Source organism: Roseovarius atlanticus, assembly GCF_001441615.1.
Classification (GTDB): domain Bacteria; phylum Pseudomonadota; class Alphaproteobacteria; order Rhodobacterales; family Rhodobacteraceae; genus Roseovarius; species Roseovarius atlanticus.
The window spans coordinates 79,938-94,976 of sequence record NZ_LAXJ01000007.1 but is presented as its reverse complement, the minus strand read 5'-3'; the positions used below and the strand labels follow the sequence as shown (position 1 = coordinate 94,976).

15 protein-coding genes and 1 tRNA gene are annotated in these 15,039 nt (G+C 64.4%); 14 read left to right on the top strand and 2 right to left on the bottom strand.

The features are described 5' to 3' along the window. Positions 1–242 precede the first annotated feature (242 nt). A tRNA-Thr gene (locus XM53_RS07890) sits at positions 243–317 on the bottom strand. Positions 318–406: 89 nt separating this feature from the next. Between XM53_RS07890 and XM53_RS23555 the strand changes: the two genes are divergently transcribed. The 9 genes from XM53_RS23555 to XM53_RS07850 all read left to right on the top strand — a co-directional run bounded on the left by XM53_RS23555 (position 407) and on the right by XM53_RS07850 (position 6,569). Further along, the gene (locus XM53_RS23555; RefSeq protein ID WP_201455399.1) at positions 407–577 is read left to right on the top strand and encodes a hypothetical protein; all 171 of its coding nucleotides are present in this window, start codon (positions 407–409) and stop codon (positions 575–577) included. A 5-nt stretch (positions 578–582) separates the two neighbouring features. Continuing rightward, positions 583–1,851 carry a UDP-N-acetylglucosamine 1-carboxyvinyltransferase gene (gene murA, locus XM53_RS07885; RefSeq protein WP_057792033.1) on the top strand — a complete coding sequence of 423 codons (1,269 nt, stop codon included), beginning with the start codon at positions 583–585 and terminating at the stop codon, positions 1,849–1,851. After that, a complete protein-coding gene (locus tag XM53_RS07880; RefSeq protein ID WP_057792031.1) occupies positions 1,848–2,324 on the top strand; it encodes a DUF2948 family protein in 477 nt (158 codons plus the stop codon). Before murA ends, XM53_RS07880 begins: the two co-directional genes overlap by 4 nt. A 31-nt stretch (positions 2,325–2,355) precedes the next feature. Beyond that, positions 2,356–3,123, top strand: a complete 768-nt coding sequence (locus XM53_RS07875; protein ID WP_057792029.1) for a hypothetical protein — start codon at positions 2,356–2,358, stop codon at positions 3,121–3,123. A 72-nt stretch (positions 3,124–3,195) separates the two neighbouring features. Continuing rightward, complete coding sequence (gene hisD, locus XM53_RS07870) at positions 3,196–4,500, top strand: histidinol dehydrogenase (RefSeq protein WP_057792027.1); 1,305 nt, start codon at positions 3,196–3,198, stop codon at positions 4,498–4,500. A 137-nt stretch (positions 4,501–4,637) separates the two neighbouring features. Continuing rightward, positions 4,638–5,117, top strand: a complete 480-nt coding sequence (locus XM53_RS07865; protein WP_057792025.1) for a UPF0262 family protein — start codon at positions 4,638–4,640, stop codon at positions 5,115–5,117. A gap of 5 nt (positions 5,118–5,122) precedes the next feature. Beyond that, positions 5,123–5,584 carry an arsenate-mycothiol transferase ArsC gene (locus XM53_RS07860; protein WP_057792023.1) on the top strand — a complete coding sequence of 154 codons (462 nt, stop codon included), beginning with the start codon at positions 5,123–5,125 and terminating at the stop codon, positions 5,582–5,584. Then, positions 5,581–5,982: a ketosteroid isomerase-related protein gene (locus XM53_RS07855; protein WP_057792021.1), complete on the top strand. Its 402-nt coding sequence runs from the start codon at positions 5,581–5,583 to the stop codon at positions 5,980–5,982. The genes XM53_RS07860 and XM53_RS07855 overlap by 4 nt, the downstream gene beginning before the upstream one ends. Further along, positions 5,982–6,569 (top strand): GNAT family N-acetyltransferase, encoded by a 588-nt coding sequence (locus XM53_RS07850; RefSeq protein WP_201455398.1) that lies wholly within the window; start codon positions 5,982–5,984, stop codon positions 6,567–6,569. The genes XM53_RS07855 and XM53_RS07850 overlap by 1 nt, the downstream gene beginning before the upstream one ends. Positions 6,570–6,669: 100 nt before the next feature. On the opposite strand, the gene XM53_RS07845 is transcribed toward XM53_RS07850, so the two are convergent. Beyond that, positions 6,670–7,452, bottom strand: a complete 783-nt coding sequence (locus XM53_RS07845; protein WP_057792017.1) for a maleate cis-trans isomerase family protein — start codon at positions 7,450–7,452, stop codon at positions 6,670–6,672. Between the two features lie 462 nt (positions 7,453–7,914). Between XM53_RS07845 and XM53_RS07840 the strand changes: the two genes are divergently transcribed. From XM53_RS07840 to XM53_RS07820, 5 genes are all read left to right on the top strand, one after another. Then, positions 7,915–8,841: a lipid A-modifier LpxR family protein gene (locus XM53_RS07840; RefSeq protein WP_057792015.1), complete on the top strand. Its 927-nt coding sequence runs from the start codon at positions 7,915–7,917 to the stop codon at positions 8,839–8,841. Between the two features lie 98 nt (positions 8,842–8,939). Continuing rightward, positions 8,940–10,004, top strand: coding sequence for a Hint domain-containing protein (locus tag XM53_RS07835; protein WP_057792014.1), 1,065 nt, complete (start codon positions 8,940–8,942; stop codon positions 10,002–10,004). A 180-nt stretch (positions 10,005–10,184) separates the two neighbouring features. Further along, positions 10,185–13,061 (top strand): monovalent cation/H+ antiporter subunit A, encoded by a 2,877-nt coding sequence (locus tag XM53_RS07830; protein ID WP_057792012.1) that lies wholly within the window; start codon positions 10,185–10,187, stop codon positions 13,059–13,061. Continuing rightward, positions 13,061–13,423, top strand: a complete 363-nt coding sequence (locus XM53_RS07825) for a Na+/H+ antiporter subunit C (protein WP_057792010.1) — start codon at positions 13,061–13,063, stop codon at positions 13,421–13,423. Before XM53_RS07830 ends, XM53_RS07825 begins: the two co-directional genes overlap by 1 nt. Next, entirely contained in the window at positions 13,420–15,039 is a 1,620-nt protein-coding gene (locus XM53_RS07820; RefSeq protein WP_057792008.1) for a monovalent cation/H+ antiporter subunit D, read from the top strand. The genes XM53_RS07825 and XM53_RS07820 overlap by 4 nt, the downstream gene beginning before the upstream one ends.

Genomic DNA, 15,039 nt, shown 5'->3' with positions numbered 1-15,039 from the left:
GTCATTTGGCCCCCGACTCGACCGCCGGAAACCGTTCGCTCTTATAGAGTGAGCGATTGCCGGGTGAAAGGGTGGTTTCGGAACTGCTAAGCGTCAATTTGCCGGGGTGGTTCGCCACGTAAATGGCACGTGCAGATCGCGGATCTTTCAAAACCCGGGATTAACGGACAATGCGAGCGTTGTTGGGCGCGCTGTTCAGGTGCTGCACGAGGTGAGCCGGGGCAATCACCTTTCGGTGATCATGGTGCTGCTGGGGAGGATTGAACTCCCGACCTCACCCTTACCAAGGGTGCGCTCTACCACTGAGCTACAGCAGCGCCGGTTCGTGGCGGGGTGATTAGACCGTTCCGTGCATTCGTGCAAGCGTAATCTGGACGCTTTTTGGCGACTGCTGTAGACAGGCGGCATGAGCACGAACCCCCCGCCCAAATCAGGCGCCAAACCCCAGCAAAGCCGCGAGGATCGGCTGAAAGCGGCGTTGAAGGCGAACCTGGCCCGCCGCAAGGCCCAGGCACGCGGCAAGGCATCGGGACAGGAGGGGCAAGAGGCAGGCCAGGACAAGAACAAGGGCGGATAAGGCGCATGGACTCGATACTCGTGACGGGCAACGGCCCGCTTGACGGACAAATCCCGATTGCCGGGGCCAAGAACGCGTGCCTGACGCTGATGCCGGCCACGCTTCTGAGCGAGGAGCCCCTGACTCTGACCAACGCGCCGCGCCTGTCGGATATCAAGACGATGACCGCACTGCTGCAATCATTGGGCGCGGAGGTGACGACGCTTCAGGACGGACAGGTTCTGGCGATGTCGAGCCATGACCTCGACAGCCACGTGGCCGACTACGACATCGTGCGCAAGATGCGGGCCTCGATCCTTGTGCTGGGGCCGATGCTCGCGCGGGACGGCCACGCGGTGGTGTCGCTGCCCGGCGGGTGTGCCATCGGGGCGCGGCCGGTTGACCTGCACCTCAAGGCGCTTGAGGCGATGGGCGCAGAGCTGGAACTGAAGGAAGGGTATGTGCACGCAAAGGCCCCCGGTGGCCTGAAAGGCGGTGTGGTGGAGTTTCCTCTCGTGTCGGTCGGCGCCACCGAGAATGCGCTTATGGCCGCCACGCTGGCCAAGGGTACCACGGTTCTGAAGAATGCCGCGCGCGAGCCCGAGATCGTCGACCTGGCGCAATGCCTGCGCAAGATGGGCGCTCAGATCGAAGGCGAAGGAACGAGCGAGATCACCATCCAGGGGGTTGATCGCCTGCACGGCGCGACCCATCCGGTGGTGACTGACCGGATCGAGTTGGGCACGTTCATGCTGGCCCCGGCGATCTGCGGCGGCGAGGTGGAATGCCTTGGCGGTCGGATCGACCTGGTCGAGGCATTCTGCGAAAGGCTGGACGCCGCCGGCGTGTCCGTCGAAGAGACAGAGGCGGGTCTGAAGGTCGCGCGCAAGAATGGCCGTGTTCGCGCCGTCGACGTGGTGACCGAGCCGTTTCCGGGCTTTCCAACCGACTTGCAGGCGCAGATGATGGCGCTGATGTGCACCGCCGAGGGCACCAGTGTTCTGGAAGAAAAGATTTTCGAGAACAGGTTCATGCACGCGCCCGAACTGATGCGGATGGGCGCGAAGATCGACGTTCATGGCGGCACAGCCACCGTCACCGGCGTCGAGCGACTGAAAGGCGCGCCGGTCATGGCCACCGATCTGCGGGCCAGCGTCTCGCTGATCCTCGCGGGGCTGGCCGCCGAGGGCGAGACCCTGGTCAACCGTGTTTATCACTTGGACCGCGGCTATGAACGGGTCGAGGAAAAGCTGGGCAATGTCGGCGCACGGATAGAGCGGGTGCAGGGCGAATGACCGAAGACGCGCGTTTCGAGGACGGGCGCGAGGCGCCGCTGAACCTGGGGGCCTTCGATGCCGAGGATCTCGACGTGGTGTCGAGCCTGGTGCAGGACGCGGTCTTTACCTTGCAGGACATGGCCTGGCGCCCGGCCGAGCGTCGGCTGGCGCTGTTGATCAACCGGTTTCGCTGGGAAGACGGCGCGCGGGCGCGGCACGGGGCCGAGCGGGTACGGTCGCTTCTGGTGATCGACAACGTCGAGGGCGTGTCCAGCCAGGGGCTGGACCGCGACGACCGCGATGTGATCCTGTCGGTGCTTTCGGTCGGGTTCGAGCCCGACACCTCCGAGGATGTATCGGGCTATGTGACGCTGACGCTGGCCGGAGACGGGGCCTTGCGGGCACGGATCGAGGCGCTGGAAGTCACGCTGCGCGACGTCACGCGCCCCTATCGCGCACCGTCGGGCAAGGCGCCGGACCACGACACATGACCCGGCGAAAACGAAAACGGGACCGACTGGCATGAATGTTGCCCGCGTCGTCATGATCGCCGTTCCGCTTGGCATCGTACTCATCTACTTCGTCATGCAGTCGCTGACCGTCGGAGTGGCCGCACACCGCGATCTGGTGGAAGACGGCAAGCTAATGGAGGATATCCGCAAGCGGCAGTTGCCCGGTCTCTACGACGTGATCGAGACCGGCTTTCCGGACGAGTATGCCGAGCATGTCGACGAGATCGAGGAGATCGCGCTGGACACCGACGTGGCACGGCACGATCTTGGCCCGGAACTGATGGCAGAAAGCGATTCCTTCGTCGCCGCGCTGCGGGCTGAAAACGCCGAGCATGTGCGCAACGCGGGTCGGGATCCCCTGCTTGAAATTCAACGCGCGCAGCTTGTGCTTCTCAAGGGTTTGTCCGACGCGCCGGCGCTGTGCCTACACGTGGCCAAGGGCGGTCTGAGCGGGCTGAGCCGTGTCGAGCTGAGCCAGATCGAGCCAGATGTGCATGGCCGCTGGCTGACCGCGCAGTTCAAGGCAATGGCGGTGGGACGGGATGCGCCCGAAACGTTCGAGAAACCCTCGGAAAACGATTGGCGGATTTTCCTGCAAGGCTGGCGCGAAGCGGAGGGTGAGATGACCCCGGCGATGGAAGCCTATCTGTGGTCGAATGAAGAGGACCCCGGCCTTTATTGCGAGGGTGCGATCGGGTTCGCCCGGCGCCTGATCGCGGATACCACGCCGTCGGGCCTGCGCATCCTGGCCGATTACACGGCGAGCCTTGCGCGGTAGGGCCTTGGTGGCGAAGGGGGTTGAGGCGTGGCCGGTGCCGGTCTAAGTCAGCCCGGCAACAGGAGAATGCCCATGCCGGTGCGACTGACCACCAAGGACGACGATTTCGAGGCGCGGTTCACCGCGCTCTTGAGTGCTAAGCGCGAAGACAGCCCCGACGTGGACGAAACGGTCGCCGGCATCATCGCCGATGTGCGCGCGCGGGGCGATGCTGCGTTGATCGAGCTGACGGCGAAGTTCGACAGGATGGAGCTGACGCCGGACAGGCTGCGGTTCACGGCCAAAGAGGTGGCCGCGCTCGTCGCAGACGTGCCGCGCGATGAGATGGCGGCGCTGGAACTGGCCGCCGCGCGCATCCGGGCATATCACGAACGTCAGCTGCCCGAGGATGCGTCGTGGCAGGATGAGTGCGGCGCGACTCTGGGCTGGCGCTGGTCGGCGGTCAGCGCGGCGGGGCTTTACGTGCCGGGCGGGCTGGCCTCTTACCCGTCTTCGGTTCTGATGAACGCGATCCCCGCCAAGGTGGCGGGCGTGGCGCGGCTGGCCATCGTGGTGCCGACGCCGGACGGTGTGGCCAATCCTGCGGTTCTGGCCGCGGCACAGATCGCCGGGGTGGACGAGATCTATCGCGTCGGCGGGGCGCAGGCGATTGCGGCGCTGGCCTATGGTACCGAAACCATCGCGTCGGTCGACAAGATCACCGGGCCGGGCAACGCCTATGTTGCGGCGGCCAAGCGGCGGGTGTTCGGCCGGGTCGGCATCGACATGATCGCAGGGCCGTCGGAGATCCTGGTGATCGCGGATCGCGACAACGAGCCGGACTGGATCGCGTTGGACATGCTGAGCCAGGCGGAACACGACGAAAGCGCGCAAGCTTTGCTGATCACCGACGATCCGGCGTTCGCCGACGCGGTCGAGGCGGCGATAGAGGCGCGGCTTGAAACGCTGGAACGGCGGGCCATCGCCGGGGCAAGCTGGCGCGACTTTGGCGCGGTGATCGTGGTCGAGGATATGGACGAGGCCGCCAGTCTGGCGGACCGGATCGCGCCCGAGCACCTTGAACTGTGCGTGGCCGACGCGGAAAGTCTGGCAGAAAAGATCACCCATGCGGGGGCGATATTTCTTGGCGCGTGGACGCCCGAGGCCATAGGCGACTATGTGGGCGGGCCCAATCACGTGCTGCCCACGGCGCGGTCGGCGCGGTTTTCCAGCGGCCTTAACGTTTTGGATTTCATGAAGAAAACCACGATGGCGCGGATGACGCCCGGAGCGTTGAAGGCGATCGGATCGGCGGCGGAAACGCTGGCGCAGTCCGAAAGCCTCGAGGCGCATGGGCTGAGCGTGCGGGCGCGATTGGACAAGTTGAACGACGCCTAGGCAGACGTGGTCTGCGCGCCTTGCAGGCCGCCGCGCGGGTCACAGCGTCGCAAAATCGCCATGACAGGACGTTCGGCTGCATTGCCCGTTCATGCTTGGTGGGGTAGGCAGGTTCGAGACTGCCGAAGAGAAGACCCATGAGCCGTATCTGTCATATCGAGTTGGATGATGCCAACTTGCCCCCGCCCACGCCGGAAATCGAGCAGGAGCGGAAAGTGGCGATGTTCGACCTGATCGAGGAGAACTCGTTCAGCCTGCCCATTCGCGACGACCGGGTCGCGCCGGACGGGCCGTACCGCGTCGGGCTGTCGATCCGCGAAAAGCGCCTGGTGTTCGACATCCGCACCGAGGATGACGCGCCGGCGGCGGAATTTCACCTTTCGTTGTCGCCGTTTAGACAAGTGGTCAAGGATTACTGGGCAATCTGCGAGAGCTATTTCGACGCGGTCAAGAACATGCCGCCCAGCCAGATAGAGACGATCGACATGGCCCGCCGGGGCATCCACAACGAGGGTGCCCGGGTGCTGGAAGAGCGGCTGGAAGGCAAGGCGAAGATCGACAACGATACCGCGCGGCGCCTGTTCACGCTGATTTGCGTGCTGCATTTCGGGAGCTGACGCGGATGGTCGCGGAACTTCCCCAGTCCGTTCTGTTTTGCTGCGACCACAATGCCGTCCGGTCCCCGATGGCCGAAGGGATCATGAAAAAGTTCTATGGCACAGACACTTACGTCCAGTCGGCGGGTGTAAAGGGGGACATGGACATCGACGGATTTTCGATTGCCGTCTGCGACGAGATGGGCGTGGAACTGGCCCGACACCGCACGCGCAGTTTCGACGAGATGGAGCAATGGGGGGACGACCTGTCGTCGTTCGACCTGGTGGTCGCGCTCAGCCCGGCGAGCCAGCGCAAAGCCCTTGATCTGACACGGGTTTTTCATCTCGACGTCGTCTATTGGCCGATCATGGACCCAACGGGTCTGGGCGAGACACGGGAGGCGAAGCTGAACGCCTATCGCCAGACCCGCGATCAGATCGTGGAACATCTGAAGACACGGTGGGGAAACCCCAGGGATTTGAAATGACTGCAAAAAATGTGATCAAAGCTTATTTCAAGGCGTTCAATGACGGCGATGTGGACGGGATGCTGGAGTGCCTGGCCGAGGACGTGGCGCACCATGTCAACGAAGGGCAGGTGCGGACCGGCAAAGCGGCCTTTGCGGCGTTCTGCGAGCATATGAACAGATGTTACAAGGAACACCTTGATAACATGGTGATTTTCGAGGCCGAAGGCGGCACGCGGGGGGCGGCGGAGTTCGTGGTGAACGGCACGTATCTGGCGACCGACGAAGGGCTGCCGGAGGCCAACGGGCAAACCTACAAGTTACCCGCCGGGTCGTTTTTCTCTTTGGAAAACAACAAGATCACACGGGTCGTGACCTATTACAACCTTGCGGACTGGGTCAGGCAGGTCAGCGCCTGATGCGGGTGGAGCGGCTGACGGGCCGGGAACTGGTCGATGCGCTGGAGGATGTCGCGCAGTTGCGGATCACGGTTTTCCGTGATTTTCCATACCTTTACGATGGCGACGTGGCCTATGAGCGGGAGTACCTAGAGCCCTATCGGCAGAGTGAGGATGCGATCCTGGTGGCGGCCTTTGATGGAGACCGGCTAGTGGGCGCCTCGACGGGGGCGCCGATGGAGGATCATGCCGAGGATTTCGGGGCGGCATTTTCTGGGCAACATATTGATTTGAAAGATATCTTTTATTGCGCCGAGAGCGTGCTGCTGCCGGAGTACCGGGGTCGCGGGCTGGGCCACGCGTTTTTTGACGCGCGGGAGGCGCACGCGCGGGCGCTGGGGCGTCGGTATGTTGCGTTTTGCGGTGTGGTGCGGCCCGAGGATCATCCTTTGAGACCAGAGACTTACCGGCCCCTGGACGGGTTCTGGCGCAAGCGGGGATATACCCCTGTCGAGGGCGCTGTCGCCACGTTTCGCTGGAAGGATATCGACAAGGCGGACGAGACCGATCATCCGCTGCAATTCTGGATGCGGCGACTCGAAGGTTAACACCGGGCCGAGGCTGAAAACCACGTCGGTATTGCGTCGGTATTCGGGTGGTCAGGCGTCGGTGCCGTCGCCCGGCCCCCGAAATGAATGCACCGTGCGCTCAGTGGTCCCGCAGAAGCCGCCCGAGGCCGGGCAGGCGGTCGTCGATGCCGGCAAGGCGCAGGACGTCCCAGAGCATCGCCTGGTTCGAGCAGATCACCGGCTTGCCCAGGTGCCGTTCCAGCCGGTCGACCACCTCGATGCTGCGCAGCGCGCCGCAGCTGAGAAGGACGGCGTCGGCATCGGGGCGGTCGATGGCACAGGCGAAATCGAAGATGTAGTCGGGCGCGACGCGGATCATCTCGGTGTCGTAATTGAGGTTCATGCCGTGGGTGGCGAGCACCTCGGTGCCCGTGCCGGCGAGGAAGCGGGCGACGGTGTCGTTGAGTTCGGGGATGTAGGGGCTGCCCAGCACGATACGACTCAGCCCCATGACCGCGAGCGCCTTGCGGACGGCACCGGCGAGGGAGGTCGGTTTTGCGCCGGGCGCGCCCTTGGCCAGTTCGGCGCAGGTTTCCGCCTCGCCCACGGCCACGGTGCCGGAGGTGCAGGCGAACGAGATCACGTCGAGCCCGTCATCGGGCAGGATGCGGGCGGCGGCGGTGGCCAGCGTGTCGCGCACCTGCGCAAGGCTGTCGGTGGAGATTTCGCGCGGCATCGAGGCGCGGGCGAAGAAGCCGCCGACGCCCGCGGGCAGGTGGCGGAGCATCTCGTGCTCGATGGTCTGTTCGTTGGGGATGAGGACGAAGCCGATGCGGGCGCGGTGATGGACGCCGGCGTCGAAGCGCGGCGCGGAGAGGATCGCGCCGCGGGCGGCGTCGGAGAGAGAGGCGGCTTGGGTCATGCGTGGGGCCCTTTGCGGAGGCAAGGAAGTCGTGTGACTTCATAGCGTAGCCGAAACCTTTGCAATTGTCCGCTTCGAGTCCTTTGAGAAATCGGTGTCGAGCCCTCAGCCGGTTAACAGCCGCGAAGCGGCCCGGCCATCGTCAGCCCCTCCCTTGGGCTGGCGATTTGGCAAGGCTGGGTACAACGATCATTCTGGGGATGTATTTGGCAGGCATTAAGTGCTTCAGAACTGCCATCGGATCGCCATCCCAGGGGCTGACGATAGCCTCTGTCGTGCATGGCAGAAAAGTCCCGCTCTGCAGTCTTTCGCCATGTCGCCGTTCACGGTAGGCGCGTGTTATCCGCCGCAATGTTGCGCGAAGCCCACGGTGGGGAAATTCGGGACATGAACGATAGCCCCGCGCGCCGGTTTCGGTATACCCCTTCAGGGCCGGGGGGCGACGGGAACGGGACGATAGACATGACGCGGCTCCTTGCAGCGTTTTTCACCGCTTTGACGATGCTGGCGACCGGCCAGGCCGCCGACGCCCAGGGGCGCGAGCGCATCGGCTATGGCTGGCTGGCGACCAACGACATTTTCGGCGACCTGCATGATCGCTGGCAGACCGGATCGGTCTCGACCAGCCGGATCTGGGGGCGGGGCTGGACCGGACGCTTGCCGCAAGGATTCGGCGAGGTGCTGGAACTGCGCTTTAACGGGCGGATCGTGTCGCCGCAGAACCTGAGCCGGCCCGCGCTGGGCGACCGGCCCTTCGGCGGCGCGCTGTCGCTTGGGCTGCACACGCATTTCGCGCGCGGGGCGATGGATTATGCAGTGGGCGTGGACGTGGTGGTGACCGGGCCGCAGACCGGCCTGGACGATTTCCAGAGGTTCCTGCACGACTATCTGGGCGGACGGGATATTTCTGGCCAGGTGCGCCGCAACCAGGTGAGCAACGACGTGAACCCCGAACTGGTGATGGAGGCCGGGCGGGATTTCGCGCTGGGCGGCAACGCGACGATCCGGCCCTTTGTCGAAGGGCGCTGGGGGTTCGAGACGCTGGCGCGGGTGGGCTTTGACCTGACGATTGGCCAGCGCGGGCGTGACGGCCTGCTGGTGCGCGACCCGGTGACGGGGCAACGATACGTGGCCGTGCAGGGCAATGAGGCGCCCGGGGCGAGCTTTGTCTTCGGGGCCGACGTGGCCTATGTGGACAGCAGCGAGTTGTTGAACCGGGACCGGGGTATCCAACTGACCGATGCGCGGACACGGGTGCGCACGGGCGTGAACTGGCAGGGCAAGCGGGGCGGCACGATCTTTTACGGGCTGACCTGGCTGGACAAGGAATTCGAGGCGCAAAAGGAAGGTCAGCTTGTGGGATCGGTGCGACTGCGCCTTAATTTCTGATCGTAACCCCTTGAAAACGCTTCCCAGAGTGATTCGCGCCTGCTAGGCTGCCACCACAAAAAGTTAAAAAAAGACTAAAAAAGGCAGGCATACAGGCAATGGGAACGACCTTTCGGGGCGCGTTCGTCATCTCCTGGTCGCAGACGGAAGTGGACGGTTTGGAGGCCGCTCCTGTCCAGTCTCTGAGCGTGGGGGCCGCATGGTCCTGGCGCGGGGATCTGGTGCGGGTGGACGGGCCCAATGAAGTACTGCGCCTGGAGCGGACCGAACGGGACGCCATGAGCCGCAAATGCGCGGCAAAACTGGTGCGGCGGCTGGTGACGGCGGCACGCACGGGGACAACGAAGCTGGACGAGGTGGAGGTGCATGAGCCGTTGATGGACAGCGGTTTCGTGGTCACCAACGGGGTCAAGAGTTACACCATCACCGTAATCGAGGTGGGGCATGGGGCGCCGCCTCTGCTGATGTTCCTTGACGAGATCCCGCCCAGGAACACCGAGATGTGGATCGTGCACCAGTCGTTGGGCGCGCATCGCAGCCAGACGACCGACGTGGAAAGCGGCGGGGTGATCTGTTTCACCCCCGGCACGCGGATCGAGACGCCGGACGGGCCGCGGCTGGTCGAGGAGCTGCGCGAGGGCGATTACGTGCAGACCAAGGACAACGGCGCGGAAGAGATCCAGTGGATCGGCAGCCGGCGGATGACGGGCGCGCGGCTCTTTGCGATGCCGCATCTGCGCCCGATCCGCATTCGCACCGGCGCGCTGGGCGTCGAGCGTCCGGACGAGGAGCTGCTGGTCAGCCCCGAGCACCGGATGCTGGTGGAGGGCGAGATCGCGCAGGCGCTTTACAACACGCCCGAAGTGCTGGTGTCGGCCAAGGACCTTGTGAACGGGCGCAACATCGCCATCGACCTGGCCGTGCGGGAGGTGACCTATGTGCACCTGCTGTTGCCGCGCCACCAGGTGTTGTGGGCCAACGGGGTGGAGACCGAGAGCTTTCATCCGGCCTCCGCGTCGCTTCAGGCGCTGGACGCGGAGGATCGCAAGCGGTTGCTGGAGTACAATCCGACGTTGGAATTCGAGCCGCAGACCTATGGCGGGTTCGCGCGGCGCAACCTGAGCGCGTCGGAGGCGGCGATCCTGATGCACGAGGCGGCCTGAGCCGCCCGGACAGATTGTCACGGTGCCGCCCAAAGGGCCGCGCCGTGACACATGCATTTGATTTTATGGCGCGATAACGCAGGATTATAACCGACAATTTCGGTCGTTTTCCCTTGCGCTTTCGTCGCTGGAATGCAGTTTAGGTCGGAATTTACGAAACTGTTACGCCAAGGAGTTCGCGTGTCCCTCTTCTTTATCGTAGCACTTCCGTTTTTCGGTGCCCTTCTGCCGGGCTTGATGAATTCGGCGGGGCGGTCGTCCTGTGCCGGGGTCACGTTCACGGTGTCGCTGGCGGCGTTCATCGGGCTTTTGACCAATCTTCCGACGGTTCTGGCCGGGGGCACGGTGATGGCGCAGATCGACTGGATGCCGGCGCTGGGGCTGAACTTCACGCTGATGCTGGACGGGCTGGGATTCTTCTTTGCCTTCCTGATCCTGGGCATCGGGATGCTGATCATCGCCTATGGGCGGCAATACCTGAGCCGCGAAGACCATATGGGCGAGTTTTTCACCTATCTGCTGCTGTTCCAGGGCGCGATGGTGGGGATCGTTCTGAGCGATAACATATTGCTTTTGCTGGTCTTCTGGGAACTGACTTCGCTATCGTCCTTCCTGCTGATCGGGTATTGGAAGCATTTGCCCGAAGGCCGGCAGGGCGCGCGGATGGCGCTGGCGGTGACCGGCATGGGTGGCCTTGCGATGATCGGGGGGATGCTGATCCTGGGGCAGATCGTGGGCAGCTACGACCTGAGCGTGATCCTGCAGAACCGCGAGATGATCCAGGCCGATCCGATGTATGTGCCGGCGCTGATCCTGATCCTGCTGGGGTGTTTCACGAAGTCGGCGCAGTTCCCGTTCCATTTCTGGTTGCCGCACGCGATGGCGGCCCCCACGCCGGTCAGCGCCTACCTGCACTCGGCCACGATGGTGAAGGCGGGGATCTTCCTGATGGCGCGGATGTGGCCGGTGTTGTCGGGCACGCCGGAATGGTTCGTGATCGTCACGACCGCGGGTCTGATCACGATGGTTCTGGGCGCGGTCATTGCGCTCTTCAAGCATGACCTGAAGGCGCTATTGGCGTTCTCGACGGTCAGCCACCTGGGACTGATCACGATGCTCTTGGGGACGGGGACGGCGTTTGGCGCGATGGCGGCGGTGTTTCACATCCTGAACCACGCGACGTTCAAGGCGGCGCTCTTCATGTCCGCAGGGATCATAGACCACGAGGCGCATACGCGGGACATTCGCCGCCTTGGCGGGTTGCGCAAGCTGATGCCGGTGACGTTTGTCATCGCCACGCTCGCCGCATTGTCGATGGCGGGGATTCCGTTCCTGAACGGGTTCCTATCTAAGGAGATGATGCTGGAGGAGGCCAACCACACGGTGCTGTTCGATACGTGGTGGTTCGTGCCGGCGCTGGCGGTGATCGGCTCGCTTTTCTCGGCGGCCTACTGCTTTCGCTTCATCTCGCACACCTTCCTTGGGCCGGTGCGCGACGACTATCCGGCCAAGCCGCATGATCCGCCGGCGGGCATGTGGCTGCCGCCCGCGATCCTGGTCGTTCTGGTGGTGGTGATCGGCTGCGCGCCGTTCCTGGTGCAGGATTTCGTGTTCCTGGTCGCCAAGGCGGTGATCGGCGGGGTCGAGCCGCTGGAGGTGAAATACATCAAGATCTGGCACGGGCTGGTGCCGGCGCTTTACATGTCGATTGCCGCCGTGGTGGGCGGGCTGATCGTGTTGTTGCTGTTCAAGCCGCTGCTGAAACTGTGGGATGCGGCGCCGCGCCCCGAGGCCAAGGTGATTTTCGAGTGGATCGTCGAGACGGCGGCGGCGGGGGCGCGGGCGCTGATCCATCCGATCCACAACGGATCGTTCACGCGCTATGCCGCCGTGGGGTCGGCGGCGATCATCGTGGCGGGGTACTATGCCTGGGTGACGGGCACGGTCGATGAGGCCACGCGGGAGATGCAGGCGCCGAGTGCCGTGACCATCGCCGGGTGGCTGATGCTGGTGGCGGCAACGGGGGCGCTGGTTCTGTTGCATCGCAACCGCTTCTTCTCGCTGATCCTGATCGGGATCGTGGGGTTGATGGTGTCGGTCGGCTTCATCTTCTTCAGCGCGCCGGACCTGGCGATGACGCAGTTCACCGTCGAGGTGGTGACGATCATCCTGCTGCTGCTGGCGCTGAATTTCCTGCCCAAGACGACGCCGGTGGAAAGCAGCCTGTTGCGCCGGGTGCGCGATGCGGGCGTGGGCGTTGTCGGCGGCCTGGCGACCTTTGCGCTGTCCTATCACTATCTTCTGCGCGATGCGGTGGCGACGCCGATTTCCGAGTATCACCTGGCCAATTCCTACAAAGGGGGCGGCGGCACCAACGTGGTGAACGTGATCCTTGTGGATTTCCGGGGCTTTGACACCTATGGTGAGATCATCGTGCTGGGGATCGCGGCGCTCTTGATCTATGCGCTGACCGAGACGCTGCTGAACAGCAAGGTGCGGGCGCGGCTGCTGAACCGCACGCCGGACCAGCCGCGCGCGGGCGACATGCATCCGATGATGATGGTGGTGCTGACGCGGGTGATCATGCCGGTGGTTCTGATGGTCGGCTTCTACATCTTCCTGCGCGGCCACAACGAGCCGGGCGGCGGGTTCATCGCCGGTCTGGTCGTGTCGATCGGCGTGGTGATGCAGTACATGGCCAGCGGTTTCGCCTGGACCTCGCAGCGACTGCGTTACCCCTATCACGGGGTGATCGGCGCGGGCGTCCTGATTGCCGGGCTGACCGGCATCGGATCATGGTTTGTGGGCAAGCCGTTCCTGACCTCGGATTTCACCTATGTCCGCATTCCGCCGTTCGAGAAGTTCGAGCTGGCGACGGCGGCGCTGTTCGATCTGGGCGTGTTCCTGGCGGTCGTGGGCGCGGTGATGCTGTCGCTGGAGAGCTTCTCGCGGCTGGCGCGGCGGGCGCATACGCCGGATACCGAGCATCCGATGGATATCGACCCGTCACGGGATGATCCGCCGAAAACGGTGGGCGCAAGCGGGGGGCCTGTCTGATGGAGTTTCTTGTTGCATCGGCCATCGGCGTCATGACGGCGGGCGGGTTGTACCTCGTCCTGCGGCTGCGGACCTTCCCGGTGATCCTGGGGATTTCGTTGCTGACCTATGCGGTGAACGTGTTCCTGTTCGCGTCGGGGCGGCTGACCGTGGGGGCGCCGCCGGTTCTGGTCGACGGGGTGGAAACGTATACCGACCCGCTGCCGCAGGCGCTGGTGCTGACGGCCATCGTGATCTCGTTCGGGATGACGGCGGTGGTGGTGATGATCGCGCTGGGGTCGTTCCTGGGTGCGGATGACGACCACGTGGACGACCAGCCGGAAGAAGACGAAGACGACGCGCAGGCGGAGGGCCAGCAATGACCCATTGGATTATCGCGCCCGTCGTGCTGCCGGCGCTGCTGGCGCCGTTCATCGTGCTGGCCGCGCGGTTTCATTTCGGGATTCAGCGGGCATTTTCCGTTGCCGGTGTCGTGGCGCTGATCGCCATCTCAGTGAGCCTGGCGTGGAGCGTGTCGGACGGGGACGTGATCCTCTACCAGTTGAGCGACTGGGCCGCGCCCTTTGGCATCGTGCTGGTGGGTGACAGGCTGTCGACGCTGATGGTGCTGCTGACATCCGTGCTGGCGCTCTTTGTGCTGCTATACGCCATCGGGTCGAGATGGGACGAGCGGGGGTGGCATTTCCACGCGCTGTTCCAGTTCCAGCTGATGGGGATCATGGGCGCGTTCCTGACGGGCGACCTTTTCAACCTGTTCGTGTTCTTCGAGGTTCTGCTGATTGCCTCCTATGGCCTGATGATCCATGCGGGCGGCAACGCGCGGCTGCGGGCAGGGGTGCAGTATGTGCTCTACAACCTCATCGGCTCGACGCTGTTTCTGTTCGCGCTGGGCTCGATCTATGCCGAGGCGGGGACGCTGAACATGGCGGACCTGGCCGCGCGGGTGACGCAGATCGGCGCGGAGGAGACGGTGGGCATCCGGGTGGCGGCGGTGCTGCTGCTGCTGGTATTTGCCATCAAGGCGGCGCTGGTGCCGCTGCATTTCTGGCTGCCGTCAAGCTATGCCGAGGCGCCGGCGCCGGTGGCGGCGCTCTTTGCGATCATGACGAAGGTGGGAGCCTATGCCATCATCCGGGTCTACACGATGATCTTTCCGCCCGATCTGGAGGCGACGGCGGGGCTGCATGTGGTTTGGCTGATGCCGGCGGCGTTGGTGTCATTGGCCATCGGGATGATCGGGGTCTTGGCGGCGAAGAAGCTGGACCGGCTGGTGGCCTTCTCGATCATCGGGTCGATGGGCATGGTGATGGTGGCGATTGCGCTTTTCACCGAGGCCGGGATCGCGGCGGCGCTCTATTACATCGTGCATTCGACGCTGGCGGGGGCCATCCTGTTCCTGATCACCGATCTGGCGCGGGCGGGGCGCGCGAACCTGAGCCTGACGGCGCAGCCGCCGGTGTCGGGTGCTGCGCTGACGGCGGGGATGTTCTTCGTCGGCGCGATTGCCATGGCGGGCCTGCCGCCGCTGTCGGGCTTCCTGGGCAAGCTGTTGGTGCTGGATGCCGCCTATGACAGTGCGCAGATGCCGTGGATCTGGGCGGTGGTGCTGGTGTCCAGCCTGATCAGCGTCGTGGGCTTTGCCCGGGCGGGCAGCAATGTGTTCTGGAAGGCGCGCAGCATCGCGCGGCCCGACGGGGCGCCGGTGGTGGCGGCACCGTCGGCGCTGAGCTATACCGCCGTGGGCGGGCTGATCGCGCTGTTGATCGCGCATACGGTGTTCGCCGGGCAGGTGCATGGGTACACGCGGGCCATCTCGGCGCAGCTGTTCGCGCCCGAGACCTATATGTCGACGGTGCTGGAGACGCCGGGCAAGCTGGGCCGGCCCGAGGACAAGGCCAAGGGCGGGTATGGCGATGACACGGCCGAGGGCGAGAGCGGCGATGGCTATGGCGAAGAGCAAGACGGCGGGGAGCACTGA